The organism is Streptomyces gottesmaniae, assembly GCF_031845845.1.
GTDB lineage: Bacteria > Actinomycetota > Actinomycetes > Streptomycetales > Streptomycetaceae > Streptomyces > Streptomyces akebiae.
On the sequence record NZ_JAVRFJ010000076.1, the window covers coordinates 1 to 17343 of the forward strand.

The 17343-nt window shown below is 70.4% G+C and carries 17 protein-coding genes; 8 read left to right on the forward strand and 9 right to left on the reverse strand.

Annotation, left to right across the window (positions count from 1 at the left end):
- Positions 1 to 410: 410 nt before the first annotated feature.
- Positions 411 to 1052, reverse strand: a complete 642-nt coding sequence (locus tag RM704_RS43935; RefSeq protein WP_033529237.1) for a DNA-3-methyladenine glycosylase — start codon at positions 1050 to 1052, stop codon at positions 411 to 413.
- Between the two features lie 201 nt (positions 1053 to 1253).
- On the opposite strand from RM704_RS43935, the gene RM704_RS43940 reads away from it, so the two are divergent.
- The 3 genes from RM704_RS43940 (at position 1254) to RM704_RS43950 (ending at position 3286) form a co-directional block, all read left to right on the forward strand.
- A complete protein-coding gene (locus tag RM704_RS43940; RefSeq protein ID WP_033529236.1) occupies positions 1254 to 2036 on the forward strand; it encodes a sporulation protein in 783 nt (260 codons plus the stop codon).
- 52 nt (positions 2037 to 2088) lie between these two features.
- Positions 2089 to 2628, forward strand: a complete 540-nt coding sequence (locus RM704_RS43945; protein WP_033529235.1) for a YbhB/YbcL family Raf kinase inhibitor-like protein — start codon at positions 2089 to 2091, stop codon at positions 2626 to 2628.
- Between the two features lie 151 nt (positions 2629 to 2779).
- Positions 2780 to 3286 carry an HNH endonuclease gene (locus RM704_RS43950; protein ID WP_033529234.1) on the forward strand — a complete coding sequence of 169 codons (507 nt, stop codon included), beginning with the start codon at positions 2780 to 2782 and terminating at the stop codon, positions 3284 to 3286.
- A 129-nt stretch (positions 3287 to 3415) separates the two neighbouring features.
- Here RM704_RS43950 and RM704_RS43955 read toward each other — a convergent pair whose 3' ends face one another.
- The 3 genes from RM704_RS43955 to RM704_RS43965 all read right to left on the reverse strand — a co-directional run bounded on the left by RM704_RS43955 (position 3416) and on the right by RM704_RS43965 (position 5890).
- Complete coding sequence (locus RM704_RS43955) at positions 3416 to 4363, reverse strand: SPFH domain-containing protein (protein WP_033529233.1); 948 nt, start codon at positions 4361 to 4363, stop codon at positions 3416 to 3418.
- Positions 4364 to 4522: 159 nt separating this feature from the next.
- Positions 4523 to 4954 carry an NfeD family protein gene (locus tag RM704_RS43960; protein ID WP_033529232.1) on the reverse strand — a complete coding sequence of 144 codons (432 nt, stop codon included), beginning with the start codon at positions 4952 to 4954 and terminating at the stop codon, positions 4523 to 4525.
- A 144-nt stretch (positions 4955 to 5098) separates the two neighbouring features.
- Entirely contained in the window at positions 5099 to 5890 is a 792-nt protein-coding gene (locus RM704_RS43965; RefSeq protein ID WP_033529231.1) for an ABC transporter ATP-binding protein, read from the reverse strand.
- Between the two features lie 149 nt (positions 5891 to 6039).
- On the opposite strand from RM704_RS43965, the gene RM704_RS43970 reads away from it, so the two are divergent.
- Positions 6040 to 6825 carry an Rv1486c family protein gene (locus tag RM704_RS43970; protein ID WP_033529230.1) on the forward strand — a complete coding sequence of 262 codons (786 nt, stop codon included), beginning with the start codon at positions 6040 to 6042 and terminating at the stop codon, positions 6823 to 6825.
- 158 nt (positions 6826 to 6983) lie between these two features.
- Here the strand turns inward: RM704_RS43970 and RM704_RS45680 are convergent, their stop codons facing one another.
- From RM704_RS45680 to RM704_RS43990, 4 genes are all read right to left on the reverse strand, one after another.
- Entirely contained in the window at positions 6984 to 7118 is a 135-nt protein-coding gene (locus tag RM704_RS45680) for a chaplin family protein (RefSeq protein WP_438828995.1), read from the reverse strand.
- Between the two features lie 326 nt (positions 7119 to 7444).
- On the reverse strand, positions 7445 to 7693 hold the full coding sequence (chpE, locus tag RM704_RS43980; RefSeq protein WP_033529228.1) for a chaplin ChpE: 249 nt from the start codon (positions 7691 to 7693) through the stop codon (positions 7445 to 7447).
- Between the two features lie 157 nt (positions 7694 to 7850).
- The gene (locus RM704_RS43985) at positions 7851 to 8492 is read right to left on the reverse strand and encodes a response regulator (RefSeq protein ID WP_033529227.1); all 642 of its coding nucleotides are present in this window, start codon (positions 8490 to 8492) and stop codon (positions 7851 to 7853) included.
- Complete coding sequence (locus RM704_RS43990; RefSeq protein WP_033529226.1) at positions 8485 to 9630, reverse strand: GAF domain-containing sensor histidine kinase; 1146 nt, start codon at positions 9628 to 9630, stop codon at positions 8485 to 8487. Before RM704_RS43990 ends, RM704_RS43985 begins: the two co-directional genes overlap by 8 nt.
- Positions 9631 to 9933: 303 nt before the next feature.
- Here RM704_RS43990 and RM704_RS43995 point away from each other — a divergent pair, with 303 nt between their 5' ends.
- The 3 genes from RM704_RS43995 (at position 9934) to RM704_RS44005 (ending at position 12692) form a co-directional block, all read left to right on the forward strand.
- On the forward strand, positions 9934 to 10629 hold the full coding sequence (locus RM704_RS43995; RefSeq protein WP_033529225.1) for an SDR family NAD(P)-dependent oxidoreductase: 696 nt from the start codon (positions 9934 to 9936) through the stop codon (positions 10627 to 10629).
- A complete protein-coding gene (locus tag RM704_RS44000) occupies positions 10626 to 11684 on the forward strand; it encodes an S-adenosylmethionine:tRNA ribosyltransferase-isomerase (RefSeq protein ID WP_033529224.1) in 1059 nt (352 codons plus the stop codon). The genes RM704_RS43995 and RM704_RS44000 overlap by 4 nt, the downstream gene beginning before the upstream one ends.
- A gap of 339 nt (positions 11685 to 12023) precedes the next feature.
- A complete protein-coding gene (locus RM704_RS44005; RefSeq protein WP_033529223.1) occupies positions 12024 to 12692 on the forward strand; it encodes a transglycosylase SLT domain-containing protein in 669 nt (222 codons plus the stop codon).
- 79 nt (positions 12693 to 12771) lie between these two features.
- On the opposite strand, the gene RM704_RS44010 is transcribed toward RM704_RS44005, so the two are convergent.
- Positions 12772 to 15291 (reverse strand): FHA domain-containing protein, encoded by a 2520-nt coding sequence (locus RM704_RS44010; RefSeq protein WP_033529222.1) that lies wholly within the window; start codon positions 15289 to 15291, stop codon positions 12772 to 12774.
- A gap of 241 nt (positions 15292 to 15532) precedes the next feature.
- Here RM704_RS44010 and RM704_RS44015 point away from each other — a divergent pair.
- Positions 15533 to 17343, forward strand: a 1811-nt coding sequence (locus RM704_RS44015; protein WP_438828996.1) for a streptophobe family protein, incomplete at its 3' end; no start/stop codon positions are given.

The following is a 17343-nucleotide window of genomic DNA, read 5'->3' on the forward strand; positions in this document are numbered from 1 at the left end:
TATCAACATATCTGGCGTTGATTTTTGGCACGCTGTTGAGTTCTCAAGGAACGGACGCTTCCTTTGTACTCACCCAAGCTACTCTCGGGCTTTCCTCCGGGCAGTTTCCCTTCGATCTTGCGTTTCCGACTCTATCAGATCGTTTTCCGATCCGATTCCCTGTCGGCGGGATTTGCCTTTCGGCTGTCTTTTGGCCTCGCGGTTTCCCTTGCGGCCTTTCGACATTCACTACGTTAGCCGATTCCCTCGGCAACTCATAATTGAGTGGTGCGGGCTGGAATCAGGGCATGCCTAATTCGCCCCCGCCGAGGGGATGTCGTAGGTAGTGGGTTGGCCGCTCTCGGCTGCTGGCTGAACGCCGTAACCGGTTCAAGCGGCTCGGGCTACGTTACGGATCGCCCAGGGGCGAGTCAAGTTGAGCGCCGACGGGGGACGTGAGCCCGATAAGGGCTGACCGTCGGGTCGTTGGCGATCCAGAAGCGCCAGGGGTGGACGCCGCCATCGCCGGAGACTCCGGTGCGGGGGCCGTTGAGTACCTGGTCAGGGCTGACGGGGGTACCGGTCAGGACCGTCAGGGGCGGGGCCCCGGAGGCGCAGGCGTCCGTGCCGTCGAGGGCTCGGTCCACATCCAGGGCCGTGGCCAGCCGGGCCGGCCCTTTGGCCAGTTCTTTGTCGTTTCGGGCTGAGATTCGACGTTTGCGAGCGAGGTCGACACCCTCGGTGACCTCGCCGGCGCGCAGCAGGACCGCACTCGCCCGGCCCTCCGGACCGCACACGAGGTTCATGCAGTGCCACATGCCGTAGGTGAAGTAGACGTACACATGTCCGGGCGGACCGAACATCACGCCGTTGCGGGCTGTGCGTCCTCGATAGGCGTGGGAGCCCGGGTCGTTCTCACCGTCATAGGCCTCGACCTCCGTGAGACGGAGTTCGATCGGACCCTCCGGGGTGCTGCGGACGAGGACGCGCCCGAGGAGATCCGGTGCCACCTCCAATACGGGGCGGTCGAAGAACTCGCGGGCGAGGGGCGTACGGTCGGGGCTCGCGATCATGGCGTACGAGCGTAGTCCAGACGGGTGCGTGCCGACGGGTGGCGTGGGGGCGTCCTCCTTGGAAGGGTGGGGACGCGGAACCGGGCGTCGTCGGTTTGCGTTTGTAGGGATCAAGGCTCCGCGCCACGCAGAGCGATCCACACCACAGAGAACACAGAACCACGCAGATACGCAGGCTTTCGCCTGACGGGAGGAACAGACATGGGGTTCAAGCGGCTGCTCGCGAGCCTGGGAGCCGGTGGCGCTTCGGTCGAGACGGTGTTGACCGAGATCAACGTCGTCCCGGGCGGTGTCGTCCAGGGTGAGGTGCGGATCCAGGGCGGCTCCGTGGACCAGCAGATCGAGGCGCTCTCCGTCGGGCTTCAGGCCAAGGTCGAGGTCGAGGGTCAGGACGCCGAGTACAAGCAGGACATGGAGTTCACCAAGCAGCGGCTCGGTGGTGCCTTCGAGCTCAAGGCCCAGGCGGTCCATGTGGTGCCGTTCGGGCTGGAGATCCCGTGGGAGACGCCCGTCACCACCATCCAGGGGCAGACACTGCCCGGGATGCACATCGGGGTGACCACCGAGCTGGAGATCGCGCGCGCGGTCGACTCCGGTGACCTGGACCCGATCAACGTGCACCCGCTGCCCGCGCAGCAGGCACTCCTGGACGCCTTCATCCAGCTGGGCTTCCGCTTCAAAAACGCGGACCTGGAGCGGGGCCACATCCGGGGGACCCGGCAGAAGCTGCCGTTCTACCAGGAGATCGAGTTCTACCCGCCGCAGCAGTACCACGGCCTGAACCAGGTCGAGTTGAGCTTCGTCGCCGACGAGCGCGAGATGGACGTCGTGCTGGAGATGGACAAGAAGCCGGGGTTGTTCAGCGAGGGCAGCGACTCGTTCCGTTCCTTCAAGGTGGGTCTGCACGACTACCAGGGCACGGACTGGGCGGCGTACCTCAACCAGTGGCTGTCGGAGGTCGGCAGCAAGCGCAGCTGGTTCTAGGCTCGGTACGACTGGAACCACACCTACCCCGGATCCATCAGGAGGTACCGAGGTGACCGAGCCGAAGAGGCCGCCACTCCCCCACGATTTCCACCCGGTCGTGCCGTCCTTCACGGTCGCGAGCGAGGACGTCGAGGCGGGTTCCACGCTCAAGGACGCCCAGGTCCACGCGGAGGGGAACACCTCGCCGCAGCTGCGCTGGGAGGGCTTCCCGCCGGAGACCAAGAGCTTCGCCGTGACGTGCTACGACCCGGACGCCCCCACGGGCAGCGGGTTCTGGCACTGGGTCGTGTTCGACATTCCGGCGTCGGTGACGGAGTTGCCGACGGGTGCCGGCTCGGGGAAGTTCGAGGGACTGCCCGAGGGCGCCGTCCAGGCGCGCAACGACTACGGGACGAAGGACTTCGGCGGGGCCGCGCCGCCGCCCGGCGATCCGGCGCACCGGTACGTGTTCACGGTGTACGCCGTGGACCAGGAGAAGCTCGGCCCGGATTCGGACGCTTCTCCCGCCGTGGTCGGATTCAACCTGCGGTTCCATACGCTGGCCCGCGCACAACTCATCGGTGAGTACGCCGCTGTGGCGGAAAAGTAACGAAGCCGGACGTTCATTGAGCGTTTGCCCGTCTCTGGTCTTGGAAGTGATCAGAGACGGGCATTTTTTATTGCGTTGTCCATCTCGGCGTGCCCGGCCAGAGTTGATCCAAGCCCGCCGGGGGGTGGGCTGGCACAGGAGGTGGGCTGGGATGCGGGACACGCTGGTACTGAACGCGAGCTTCGAGCCGCTGTCGACGGTGACGCTCAACCGAGCCGTCGTGCTGGTGCTGCAGGACAAGGCCGTCGTCGAGCAGACCCACCCCGAGCTGCGCATGCGGGGAGCCGCGGTCGACATACCGGCGCCCCGGGTGATCAGGCTCTGCCGCTATGTGAGGGTGCCGTTCCGAAGACAAGCCCCGTGGTCGAGGCGGGGGGTGCTGGTGAGGGACAGGCACAGGTGCGCGTACTGCGGCAGGCGGGCCACGACCGTCGACCACGTGGTGCCGCGGTCGCGGGGCGGCGGTGACACCTGGCTGAACACGGTGGCTTCCTGCGCCGAGGACAACCACCGTAAGGCTGACCGGACTCCGGAGCAGGCGGGTATGCCGTTGCTGCGGCAGCCGTTCGAGCCGACGCCGGCGGATGCCATGCTGCTCTCGCTGGGGCACGACGACTTCGACGCGCTGCCGGCCTGGCTCTCCCAGGGGGCCGCGTAACGCCGTCGGAAACGGCGTGGTTCGCGGGTCGCGGGTGTGGAGTGGCTGATCGTGTGGTTCCGCTCGTCCCCCAGAAGCAAAAAAATGGGCCCACCCCCTGCGCCGAGGGCGGGCCCATTGCCGTGTGCTCTAGTCGATCGCCGGCTTCTCGCGGCGCTCGCCGTTGCCGTCCGTGGGCCTGGGGACCGTCGGGCCGCCGCCCAGGTTGCCGAAGTTGCCCATGGCGCCGGAGAGACCCTTGAGGGCGTCGCCGATCTCGCTGGGAACGATCCAGAGCTTGTTGGCGTCACCCTCGGCGATCTTCGGGAGCATCTGGAGGTACTGGTAGGACAGCAGCTTCTGGTCCGGGTCACCGGCGTGGATGGCTTCGAAGACCGTACGGACGGCCTGGGCCTCGCCCTCCGCGCGCAGGGCGGCGGCCTTGGCCTCACCCTCGGCGCGCAGGATCTGGGACTGCTTCTCGCCCTCGGCGGTGAGGATGGCCGCCTGGCGCGTACCTTCGGCGGTGAGGATCGCGGCGCGCTTGTCCCGGTCGGCGCGCATCTGCTTCTCCATCGAGTCCTGGATGGAGGTGGGCGGCTCGATCGCCTTCAGCTCGACGCGGTTGACGCGGATGCCCCACTTGCCGGTGGCCTCGTCGAGGACGCCGCGCAGGGCCGCGTTGATCTCCTCGCGGGAGGTCAGGGTCCGCTCCAGGTCCATGCCACCGATGATGTTGCGCAGTGTGGTGACGGTGAGCTGCTCGATCGCCTGGATGTAGCTGGCGACCTCGTAGGTCGCGGCGCGGGCGTCGGTGACCTGGTAGTAGATGACCGTGTCGATGTTCACGACCAGGTTGTCCTGGGTGATCACCGGCTGGGGCGGGAACGGCACGACCTGTTCGCGCAGGTCGATGCGGTTGCGGATGGAGTCGATGAACGGGACGACGATGTTGAGGCCCGCGTTGAGTGTGCGCGTGTAGCGGCCGAACCGCTCGACGATGGCCGCGCTGGCCTGTGGAATCACCTGGATGGTCTTGATCAGGGCGATGAAGACCAACACCACCAGAATGATCAGGACGATGATGATCGGTTCCATCGTTTGCTCCCCGTGCCCTTCTCTGCCGTGGCGCTTCCTGAAGATCTTATGCCTGTCGGGACTGTTGAAGATCTTGCTGGTCGAGTCTGGCAGAACACCGGCTGCCAGGTGGGTCGTTCAGGTCATTGCGTCATCGCCCCGTGACCACATCGTGCGAGGTCACATGACGATCGCCGTGGCTCCCTCGATCTCCACCACGTCCACTTCCTGACCCACCTCGAAGGCCTGACCGGTGTCGAGCGCCCGGGCGGACCAGACCTCGCCGCCCAGCTTGATACGACCGCCCGCGCCGTCGACCCGTTCCAGGACGACGGCGTGCTTGCCCTTCAACGCGTCGATACCGGTGGCGAGTTGCGGTCGCTGCGATCTGTGCCGGGCCGCGATCGGCCGTACGACGGCGAGGAGCGCGACGGAGACGATCGCGAAGACGACGACCTGGAGTACGACACCACCCCCCAGCCCCGCGACCACGGCGCCGGCGACCGCGCCCAGGGCGAGCATTCCCAACTCGGGCATCGCGGTCACGACGAGGGCGATCCCGAGCCCGGCCGCGCCGATCAGCCACCACACCCATGCGTCGATGCTGTCCACATCGGCAATGGTAGAACCGCGATCGGGTCGCCGAACAGAGCGCACGGTCAAAGATCGCGTACAGGGGACTGCCAAGTCGGCTGCGCCTGGGCCGGGTTGTGGCCCGGACGCGCCCGACCGGCGGAAGATCGGTGGGAGTTGAGGTCAGGTGAGCGGCAGGCCGTGGGCGGTCCAGCGCTCGCCGAGCTGGTCGACGACGAGCGGGAGGCCGAAGCAGAGGGAGAGGTTGCGGGAGGTGAGCTCCAGCTCCAGCGGGCCCGCGGCGAGGACCTTGCCCTGACGGATCATCAGGACGTGGGTGAAGCCCGGGGGGATCTCCTCGACGTGGTGCGTGACCATGATCATGGACGGGGCGATCGGGTCGCGGGCGAGGCGGCCGAGGCGGCGTACGAGGTCCTCGCGGCCGCCGAGGTCGAGGCCGGCGGCGGGCTCGTCGAGGAGCAGCAGCTCGGGGTCGGCCATCAGGGCGCGGGCGATGAGGGTGCGCTTGCGCTCGCCCTCGGAGAGGGTGCCGAACTTCCGGTCGACGTACTCGGTCATGCCGAGGCGGTCGAGGAAGGCGCGGGCGCGCAGCTCGTCGACCTCCTCGTAGTCCTCGTTCCAGGTGGCCGTCATACCGTACGCGGCGGTCAGCACGGTCTGCAGGACGGTCTGCCGCCGGGGGAGCTTCTCCGCCATGGCGATGCCGGCCATGCCGATGCGGGGGCGCAGTTCGAAGACGTCGACCTTGCCGAGGGTGTCGCCGAGGATCGTGGCGGTGCCCTTGCTGGGGTAGAGGTAGCTGGATGCGATGTTCAGGAGGGTGGTCTTGCCGGCGCCGTTCGGGCCGAGGATGGCCCAGCGCTCGCCCTCCTTGACCGACCAGTTGACCTGGTCGACCAGAGCCCGGCCCTCGCGGACCACGGATACGTCCTCCAGCTCCAGAACATCGCTCATGAGCGCGCTGTCTCCCCTTGCAGTGTCGGCCTGTCTCGGCTGTCGCGTACGCCTGTGGTTGGAGCCACCGCCGGGTGGGCGCAGCCCATGGGGAAATCTACGCCACTGGTCGGGCCACCCATCGCCTCGGTCGTCTTTAGGGTGGGGGCATGCTCTCCGAACCACGCTCAGGGCGCCTCGTCTCATGGGGAAATGCCCTTCTTGCCGGACTTGTCTCGCCGGATGACGCGGTGCTCGCGATCGTCGGGGAGGACGCGGTGCACCGGGTGGAGGGGTTGCCCGGCGAGTCAGGGCCCGTCGGGCTGACGCTCGGGCTGGGGCGGCTGCGGGCGCTCGGGGTGACCGGGCTGCGCGTCGCGCTGCCGGCGCCGGGGCATCCGCTGGGGCTGAGCGGGCCGCCGGAGTTCAACAAGCGGGCGCTGGAGGCGGAGGAGGCGGTCGTCTGCCACGGGGGCGCGCTGGGGCTGGTACCGGAGGTGTTCTCGGCCGGTCCGGCGGGCGATGAGCATGTCGAGGTCGTCTGGCACTGTCTGGAGGTACGGGAGGCGCCGCCCGCCGATGTGCCGTCGCTCGGGGAGGCCGAGCGGGAGCTGGCCGAGGCGCTCCGGGAGGCGACGGCGGTGTTGTCGCGGCTGGACGTGGCGGCCTCGGGGCCGGTGGCCGAGGCGGCGATCGACGCGTATCGGGCCCGGGCGGAGCGGGGGCGGGACGTGTTGGCGCCCGGGTATCCGCCGCGGGCGGTACGTGTGCTGGAGCTGGCGCAGCGTGTCGGGCTGCTGATGTCCGTCGCGTTCGAGAACGGGCACGGCGGGGCCGTCAGCGCCTCCGAGATGGCCTCGCGGACGGCTGCGCTGCGGCCGGTGGAGCGGACGGCTCGGCGGGCGCAGGTGGCGGCGTACAACGCGTTCGTGGAGGAGCGGGAGCGCGGGCGGTAGTCGACCGGGGCGCGCTGGAGGTCGGTGCTGCGTTGCCCGCGCCTGAGCGGAGCCGCGCGAGGAGGAGGAGGAGGAGGAGGAGGAGGAGGAGGGCGGGGAACCGCGCAGACGAAAGCCCCGCCCACCGGGAGGTTCCCGGGGCCCGGCGCGGCAGGACGTCAGTGGTTGGCCGTGATGGTGCCGAACGTCGGGTTGAGCGCGGCGACGAGGTTGGCGCTGAGGCCCGTGACCGTGACGGGGACGTCGACGGGGACCTGGACGTCGAGGCCGGAGGTGACGCCCGGAGAGCCCACGGCGGCGCTGTCGGCGACCGGGGCCGCGACGGCGGCACCGGACGAGGCGCCCGCGGCGAGACCGGCGGCGGTGACGGTCAGGGCGGCCTTCTTGGCGAAGTATTGAGCTGCGTTCCTCCAGCGTCGTGCGGGTCCGGCCCGCCCGCGGGCTGTGCGTTGACCAACGCACGGTGGGTCCGCCGTGGCACGCGTGAACGACGGGGACGGCCCCTTCGGCGCAGTGAGGCGAGGGAACGACTCAGGGAACGATCACAGGACAAAGCCTGACCGGCCTTCCAGGAGGCGCCTGGAAGGCCGGTGGTCACTGGTGCTCCGGGGCGGGAACGTCAGTGGTTGACACCCAGGTTGCCGAAGGCCGGGTTCAGGATGCCGACGACGTTCACGCTGTTGCCGACCGCGTTCACGGGGATGTGGACCGGGGCCTGGATGACGTTGCCCGAGACGACGCCCGGCGAACCGATGGCCTTGCCGTCGGCGTGCGCCCCGCCGTCGGTGGCGGAGGCCATGCCGGCACCGGCGGCGACGAGGCCACCGGCCACCATCGTGACAGCGGCGGCCTTCTTCAGGTTCTTCACTTTGAGCCCTTCCTTGCGATCACTGCGGCGGTCGCACGCAGCACGCACTGAAGAACGCCGGGGGGCCCGGCAGGATGCGCCACTCGGGGGACATACACCCGACAGTATGAATCTCAGTCCGGAGCGGAACCCTCCATGTTGCCGGACAATCCGTCCATCATCCGGTCACACCATGGCGTACCGCCCACAGCGCGGCCTGGGTCCGGTCCGCCAGGTCGAGTTTCATGAGGATGTTCGAGACGTGGGTCTTCACCGTCTTCTCGGACAGCACCAACGCACGGGCTATCTCGCGGTTGGAACGGCCGTCGGCGATCAGGCCGAGTACCTCGCGCTCCCGCTCGGTCAGCGAACCACCTCTCCCCTGGCCGGAGTTGGGCCCCTCCTGGGACAGCAGGGCGTCGGCTACCTCCTGTTGCAGGAGGATGTGTCCGGCGTGCACCGAGCGGATGGCGGCGGCCAGGGCGTCGGGGTCCACGTCCTTGTAGACGTATCCGGCGGCGCCGGCGCGCAGGGCCGGGACGACCGTGCGCTGCTCGGTGAAGCTGGTGACGATGAGCACGCGCGCGGGGTTGGCCAGTTCGCGGAGTTTGCGGAGTGCCTCGACGCCGTCCATGCCGGGCATCTTGACGTCCATGAGGACGACCTCTGGCCGCAGTTCCTCGGCGCGGGCCACTCCCTCCGCGCCGTCGGCGGCCTCTCCCACGACCTCTATGTCGTCCTGCACCTCCAGGAAGGTGCGCAGGCCGCGACGGACCACCTGGTGGTCGTCGACGAGCAGCACCTTGATCGCGTCAGCCACCGGGGACCTCCATCTCGATGGTCGTGCCCTTTCCGCGCACCGATTCCACGGCCAGCCGGCCCCCGACCCCGCTCGCCCGGTCGCGCATGGAGACCAGGCCGAGGTGGCGTCCCGCGCGGCGTACCGCCTGGGGGTCGAAGCCGCTGCCGTCGTCGGTGACCCGCAGGACGGCTCCGCCGCCGTGCCGGTCCAGCGTGACGTCGACCCGCTCGGCGCCCGAGTGCCGCAGCGCGTTGTGCAGGGCCTCCTGGGCGACGCGCAGCATGGCCTCCTCCTGGGCGGCGGGCAGCGCGCGGGCGCCGCGGCCGGAGAAGGTGACGCGGGCGCTGTGGGCGCGGTCCAGGACGTGGACCTGGGTACGCAGGGTGGCGACCAGACCGTCCTCGTCGAGTCCGGCGGGGCGCAGTTCGACCACGGCGGCACGCAGTTCGTCCGCGGCTTCGGCGGCGAGGGCGGCGACCTGCTGGAGTTCGCCCTTGGCGCGGGAGGGGTCGCGGTCGACGAGGGCGGCGGCCGCCTGGGCGGTCAGGCGCAGGGAGAACAACTTCTGGCTGACCGCGTCGTGGAGTTCGTGGGCGAGCCGGGAGCGCTCCTCGGCGATGGTGAGTTCGCGGCTGCGCTCGTAGAGGCGGGCGTTGGTGAGGGCGATGGCGGCGTGCTGGGCGAGGATCGACAGCAGGTCCTCGTCCTCCTCGGTGAAGCCGCAGCCGCCGTCGGGCTTGGGGCAGCGCTTGTTGGCGAGGAAGAGGGCGCCGATGACCTCGTCGCCGTCGCGGATGGGCAGGCCGAGGAAGTCGATCAGGTCGGGGTGGGCGCTGGGCCAGCCCTCGAAGCGGGGGTCCTTGCGGACGTCGGCCAGGCGCTCGGGGGTGGCCTGGTGGAGCATCGCGGCGAGGATGCCGTGCTGGCGCGGGAGCGGACCGATGGCCTTCCACTGGGCGTCGCTGACACCGTCGACGACGAACTGGGCGAAGCCCCCGTGGTCGTCGGGCACGCCGAGCGCGGCGTACTCCGCGTCCAGCAGCTCGCGCGCGGAGGCGACGATCGTCTTGAGGACGTCACGCACCTCCAGGTGCCTGCTCATGGCCAGCAACGCGCTGCTCACCGCGGCGAGGCCGGACCGTGGACCTTGACTCATGACCTCACCGTACCGGCGGGATCCGACACCGCGGATCGGACCGCCGGTGGCCTCACCGTGGGCCTCGGACCTAGGTCCGAGGCCTAGGACCTGGCCCGGTCCTCAGGGGGCGGTCGTAGGCCTCGGGGTGCCGGTGCGGCGGCGTACGGCCGGGTCCGGAGCCCGGGGCCCGGCCCGGTGGCCTAGGGCGAAGGGCCCCGGCGGTCTGCGGCTCGCGTACGAGGCGCTGGGGGCGATGCGGTTCCTACGTTGGGATCACCGCCGCCGGGCTCGGAGGCGGTCGAGGACGAGGGGACGGATGTCATGCCGGTAGCGATCATCACGGGGGCGTCGAAGGGGCTGGGCCGGGCGCTCGGCGCGGCGCTGGCGGAGCGCGGGTGGGATCTGGTGCTCGACGCCAGGACCGCCGGGGCGCTGAAGGAGGCGGCGGCGGAGCTGTCGGCGTACGGGACGCGGGTGGAGGCCCTGGTGGGGGACGTCACGGACGCCGGGCACCGGGCGGAGCTGGTGGCGGCCGCGCGGGGGCTGGGCGGGGTGGACCTGCTGGTGAACAACGCGAGCGCGCTCGGGGCGGAGCCGCTCGTACGGCTGGAGGGGCTGCCGCTGGAAGGGCTGAGGCGGGCCCTGGAGGTCAATGTGGTCGCGCCGCTGGGGCTGGTCCAGGAGGCGCTGCCGCTGCTGCGGGCCTCGGGCGTGGGCGCGGTGATCGACGTCAGCTCGGACGCGGCGGCCGAGGCGTACGGGACGTGGGGCGGTTACGGGGCCTCGAAGGCGGCGCTGGACCAGTTGTCGGCGGTGCTGGCGGTGGAGGAGCCGGGGCTGCGGGTGTGGGCCGTGGATCCGGGGGACATGGCCACGGACCTGTACGCGGCGGCCGTACCGGACGACGACGATCCGCGGCCGACGCCGGCCGGTGTGGTGCCCGCCTTCCTGCGGCTGCTCGACGAGCGGCCGGCCAGTGGCCGGTACGGGGCGCCGTCCCTGCTGGAGGGGCGATGACGACGGCGACGGTGCGGGTGCCGGAGGAGCTGCACGCGCGGGTGCCCGCCGAGCAGCGCGGGCCGGGCCTCGACAGAGACGGCGTACGGCTGCTGCTCTCGCGGGGGACGGAGGTGTCGCACCACGCGTTCGTGGCGCTGCCGGGGCTGCTGACGGCGGGCGATCTGCTGGTGGTCAACACCTCGCCGACGCTGGCGGCGGCGGTGGACGGGAGGATCGGGCACGCGCGCGTGGTGGTGCATTTCTCCACGCGGGGCGACGACGGGCGGTGGGCGGTCGAGCTGCGGGATCCCGACGGGCGCGGCACCACGCGCGCGCGTGCGGGCGGTCCGGCGGGGGCGCGGGTGCGGCTGCCCGGTGACGTACGGCTGGTCCTGGAGGAGCCCCTGAGCGAGCGGGGGGACCGGCTGTGGTGGGCCCGGGTGTCCTCGTCGGCCGTCGCGGGGCTGCTGCGGGAGCACGGTCGGCCCATCCGTTACTCCTACACCGAGCGGGACCAGCCGCTGTCCGTGTACCAGACGGTGTTCGCGCTGCCGTCGCAGGACGGGGCGGGAAGTGCGGAGATGCCGAGCGCCGGGCGGCCGTTCACGGCTCGGCTGGTGGCGGAGCTGGTGAGCCGGGGGGTGCAGTTCGCGCCGATCTCGTTGCACACCGGGGTCGCTTCGGCGGAGGCGCACGAGCCGCCGTATCCGGAGCGCTTCGCGGTGCCCGACGCCTCGGCACGGCTGATCAACGCGGCGCGGGCCGGTGACGGCCGGGTCGTCGCGGTGGGGACGACGGCGGTGCGGGCCGTGGAGTCGGCGACCGGGGCGGACGGCGTCGTACGGGCCCGGGAGGGCTGGACGGATCTGGTGGTGACGCCCGAGCGCGGGGTGCGGGTGGTCGACGGGCTACTGACCGGGCTGCACGAGCCGGAGGCCTCGCATCTGCTGATGCTGGAGGCGGTCGCGGGGCGGGCCGCGATCGACCGTGCGTACGAGGCCGCGATCGAGGGGCGCTATCTGTGGCACGAGTTCGGGGACGTGCATCTGATCCTGCCGGAGAGGCCCCTCTGAGGCACCTCACGTAGAGCATTGCTGCGGCAACTGGAAGTGAACAAACCGGCGGCGCCGTGTGAGGCCCCCCATAGGGCGCACATCACGTACGAAGGCGCCTAGGAGATGAATACGGGCGGTATGAGCGGGAAGGACGGGGTGGTCTGTCCTATTTTGCCGGTTCCGCTCCAACTAAGCGGCATCGTACGTCACACCTTTGCCACGCGATTTTGCGGCCGCTAAGAATGGCAACCGTCGCTCGGCGCCGCGGGTCATTCCGCGGCGTTTGTGCTGGAAGAGCTGTGTCCCCCACCTGGCACGCAGAGCGACCTCCGCGCTATTCGAAGAGGTCCATCACTCATGCTCAAGAACGCCAAGATCCCCGGCCGCAGTCTCGCGCTGACCAAGACCCACAAGCTCTCGTTCGCCGGAGTGGCCGCCTTCGGCGCCGCCGCCGTCGCGTTCTCGCTGGTGCCGGCCGAGGCTCAGACCGCCACGCAGACCGTGTCCGCGGCTCCGGCGGCGTTCAGCCAGAACCCGGCCCAGGCCGCGAAGGTCAGCGTGGCGAACCAGGCCGCCGACGCCGACAAGAAGGCCGCCGCCGCTGCCGCGAAGAAGAAGGCCGAGGAGGAGCGCGCGAAGAAGGAGGCCGCCAGCCGGTCCGCCAAGCGCGCCGCCCAGGTCAAGGCCGCCGCCGCGAAGTCGTACCCGAACAACCTCGACGGCTGGATCCGCGAGGCGCTCGACATCATGAAGAAGCACAAGATCCCGGGCACCTACCACGGCCTGCACAAGAACATCATGCGCGAGTCCTCGGGCAACCCGAACGCCATCAACGACTGGGACATCAACGCCAAGAACGGCGTCCCGTCGATCGGTCTGCTGCAGGTCATCAAGCCGACCTTCGACGCCTACCACGTCCCGGGCACGGCCAAGAGCCAGTACGACCCCGTCGCCAACCTGACGGCCGCCGCGAACTACGCCGCCGACCGCTACGGCTCGATCGACAACGTCAACAGCGCGTACTGAGGCCCGCGCGGGACCTCTGAGAACGCGGAAGGGCGGCACCCGGTGCGGGTGCCGCCCCTCGTACGTCGGTGCCCGTGGCCTACTTCCGCATGACCTCGGGCTCGTGGCGGCGCAGGAAGCGGGCCACGAGGAAGCCGCAGATCACACCCAGCACGATGAGGGCGATCATGTCGAGGCTGTAGGCGCCGGCCGTGTGGTCCCACAGCGGGTCGGTGTCGCCGGCCTCCTTCGGCGGGCTGATGTTGTTGAAGTCCAGCGTGGCACCGGCGGCGGCGACCGCCCAGCGCGACGGCATCAGGTACGAGAACTCGTTGACCCCGGGGCTGCCGTGCAGGGCGAAGAGGCAGCCGGTGAAGACGACCTGGACGATCGCGAACATCACCAGCAGCGGCATCGTCTTCTCGGCGGTCTTCACCAGCGAGGAGATGACCAGACCGAACATCATGGACGTGAACCCGAGCCCCATGATCGGGATCGAGAGTTCGAGCATGACGGCGAACTTGCCCTCGCCGAAGATCAGCGCCTCGTCCGGGATCGTCCGGCTGGAGAAGCCGATCGCGCCGACCATGGCGCCCTGGAACACGGTCACCGCGCCGAGGACGATCACCTTGGACATCAGGTACGCCGAGCGCGACAGGCCGGTGGCCCGCTCCCGCTCGTAGATCACCCGTTCCTTGATCAGCTCTCGGACCGAGTTGGCGGCGCCCGCGAAGCATGCGCCGACCGCGAGGATCAGCAGCACCGTGGTGGCCGTGCCGTTCGGGATGGGCAGGTTGGTCGCCGGGTTCAGCTTCCTGACCAGCAGGTCCTTGTCCGGGTCGATGAGCAGGCTCACCGCGCCGAGGACGGCCGGCAGGATCACCGTCAGCGCCAGGAAGCCCTTGTCGGACGCGATGACGGAGACATAGCGCCGGACCAGGGTGCCGAGCTGGGAGAACCAGCCCTGCGGCTTCGGCGGGCGCATCGACTGCGGCGGCGGCATGTGCACCGACTGCGGGGCGACGGCGTCGATGTCCGCGGCGTACATCTGGTAGTGCTGCGAGCCCTTCCAGCGGCCCGCCCAGTCGTAGTCGCGGTAGTTCTCGAAGGCGGAGAAGACGTCGGCCCAGGTCTCGTAGCCGAAGAAGTTCAGGGCCTCCTCGGGCGGACCGAAGTACGCCACCGCGCCGCCGGGCGCCATCACCAGGAGCTTGTCGCAGATCGCCAGCTCGGCCACCGAGTGGGTGACCACCAGGACCGTACGGCCGTCGTCGGCGAGGCCGCGCAGCAGCTGCATGACGTCGCGGTCCATGCCCGGGTCGAGGCCGGAGGTCGGCTCGTCCAGGAAGATCAGCGACGGCTTGGTCAGCAGCTCCAGGGCGACCGAGACGCGCTTGCGCTGGCCGCCGGAGAGCGAGGTGACCTTCTTGTCCTTGTGGATGTCGAGCTTGAGCTCGCGCAGCACCTCGTCGATGCGGGCGTCGCGCTCGGCGGCCGTGGTGTCGGCCGGGAAGCGCAGCTTGGCCGCGTACTTGAGGGCCTTCTTGACCGTCAGCTCCTTGTGCAGGATGTCGTCCTGCGGGACCAGACCGATGCGCTGACGCAGCTCCGCGAACTGCTTGTACAGGTTCCGGTTGTCGTAGAGGACGTCACCCTGGTTGGCGGGGCGGTAGCCCGTCAGCGCCTTCAGCAGGGTCGACTTGCCGGAGCCGGAGGGGCCGATGACCGCGATGAGCGACTTCTCCGGGACGCCGAAGGAGACGTCCTTGAGGATCTGCTTGCCGCCGTCGACGGTGACCGTCAGGTGACGTGCGGAGAAGGAGACCTCACCGGTGTCGACGAACTCCTCGAGCCGGTCGCCGATGATGCGGAACGTCGAGTGGCCGACGCCGACGATGTCGTTCGGACCGAGGAGCGCCGTGCCGCCCTTGGCGATCGGCATACCGTTGACGAACGTGCCGTTGTGCGAGCCGAGGTCACGGATCTCGAAGCGCCCGTCGGGCGTCGCGTGGAACTCGGCGTGGTGGCGCGAGACCTGGAGGTCGGAGACCACCAGCTCGTTCTCCAGGGCACGACCGATGCGCATGACACGACCGAGGGCCAGCTGGTGGAACGTGGTCGGGCTGCGGTCGCCGTAGACCGGCGGCGCCCCCGCGCCACCACCGGGGCCCTGTTGCGGGAAGCCCTGCTGATGCGGGACCTGTGCCGCCGGCGGCTGCTGCCAGCCCGCCTGCGGCGCCTGCTGCTGCGGGGGCTGCTGGCCGGCGTATCCGGCACTCGCGCCCTGCGCCGCGTACGGCTGCTGCTGGGGCTGTGCGACGGACGCGGCGGTGCCGGAGAGGCTGAGTCTCGGGCCGTCGGTCGCGTTGCCGAGGTGCACGGCCGAGCCGGGGCCGATCTCCAGTTGATGGATCCGCTGCCCCTGCACGAAGGTGCCGTTGGTGCTGCCGTGGTCCTCGATCACCCAACTACGGCCGCCGAAGCTGATCGTGGCGTGACGCCAGGACACCCTGGCGTCGTCGAACACGATGTCCCCCTGCGGATCACGTCCGAGGGTATATGCCCTGGACGGATCGAGCGTCCAGGTTTGTCCGTTCAATTCCAGTACGAGTTCCGGCACTCCATGCCCCACTGAGTTGTCCCCCGAATTACCCCCATCGCAGGGAGTCTAGGGATGTCGAACATCGGGGGGAACTATTTCAGGCTCGACCCCCTGACCGAAAGTCGGGCCTTGTGAAGGGAACGTACGGGGCCATCCACCCGTCCCGTTGACGGGGTTGAAACCGGGCCGGAGAGTGGTAATCCCACGCGATGGGGACATCGACGGTGCAACGCCGCGATGTGGATCGGGGGGTCCGACCATGAGCGACCGGAACGTTGACCCTGGCAGGCGCGTGCCGTGGGGGGATGTGGTGTTCTCCGCGATCGCCGCCGTGAGCTGGGCGTTGATCGGCATGGCGGGTACGGCGGCGCTCGGTCTGCATCTGCTGGAGGCGGACGCGGCGGGCGAACTCGGGCCCATGACAGCGGCGGTTGTGGCGCTCGGGGCCGGTGGGTCGGTGACCCCGGCCGGCGATGTGTCCGTGATGGGCCTGGAGGGGGCCCAGGCGACCACCGCCATCGAGATCACGCCACTGGGTGTCAGCCTCGTGGGTGCGCTCCTGCTGTCCTGGTTCTTCCTACGCTCCTTGCGGGGCGCGGGAGTTGTCGTCACACCCGGGGAACTCCTCGCGCGGGCGGGCACGGTGCTCGTGCTGTTCATGGCGTTGATGGGCGGCCTGGCCTGGGCCGGCAACGCCGTCATCACCCTCGACGGCAGCCGACTCGGCATCGACGAACAGCTGCCGGGCGGCGGCGACCTCGACAACGTCGAGATCCCCGGGCTCGGCGACCTCGGCGACCTCGGCGGCGGTCTGCTGCCGGACCGGCTGGGCGACCTCGCCGACGCCGACGCCGAGGTCGGCTTCACGGTCGACGCCGTGCCGACCGTGCTCGGCGGCCTGACCTGGTGCCTCGGAGTGCTGCTCATCGCCCTGCTGGCCTCGCGCCGCACTCCCCTGCCGCCGGGCCTCCACGCGGTGCACCGGGTCGTACGACCGGCCGTGTCCGCGGTGGTCGGTGTGCTCCTGATGGCGGTCCTGGCCGGACTCGCGGCGGCCGGGTACGCGGCGGTCGGCGACCCGCACCCCCGGCGGATCGCCGGCGCGGCCCTCCTCGGCGCGCCGAACGGGGCCTGGCTGGGCGTCCCGCTCGGTCTCCTCGTCCCCTGGGACGGCAGGGCGACAGGGGCGCTGGCCGGCCTCCTGCCCGACCCGCTGGACGAACTGCTGCGCGTCGACGCGGGCGAACCCGTCACCCTCGGTCGTCTCGCCGAACTGGACGGCCGGGTCTGGCTGCTGGGCCTCGCGGCGGCGCTGATGATGTTGTACGCGGGGGTCCTGACCGCCGTACGTACGCCGTTCGCACGGGGGCCGGCTGCCACCGCTGCCGGGGGTGTGTCCGGTGCGGATGCACGGGGCGGGAGCGCGCTCGGTTTCATGGGGCACTGCGCGCTTCGGCTCGGGCTCGCGACGGCGGTGGCACTGCCGCTGCTGGTGTGGGTGACGGAGGTGTCGGTGGACGCCTCGTTGGCCGTGTTCGGCATCGACGCGTACGAGGCCGGAGTGGAGCTGCGGGGGCAGGCGGGTACGGCGTTGGTGCTGGGCGCGCTGTGGGGCGCCGGGGCGGGCGCCGCCGGGGCACTGCTGGCCTGCGCGACACGGGCGGCGGGGCTACGGGCATCGCCATCGGCGCTGGGGGACCGGGGTGGTGCCGGGGCGACGACGACCGCCGAGCCCTACGAGGCTCCCTCCGCCCACGGACCGTACACGCCGGGCACGCCGTACCGGCCGCCGAACCCGGACACCAATCCGTACCTACGGCTGCCGGACGAGCTACGGGGGCCGCGGGGTGTACCGGGGGCTCGGGGTTCCCGGGTGTCCGGGCGGGGATCGTTGGGGCGGGGCGAGGACGGGCGGGGGGCCGGAGGGGAGGGGCGAGGTACCGGAGGATCGGGGGCCTCCGGGGGCTCCGGAGGCTCCGGGGGCTCCGGGGGCCCGGGGGTGCCGGGGGTGCCGGGGGTGCCGGGGCCGCCCGATGTGTACGGCGCGCCCACGGTGGTACGACGGTTCAC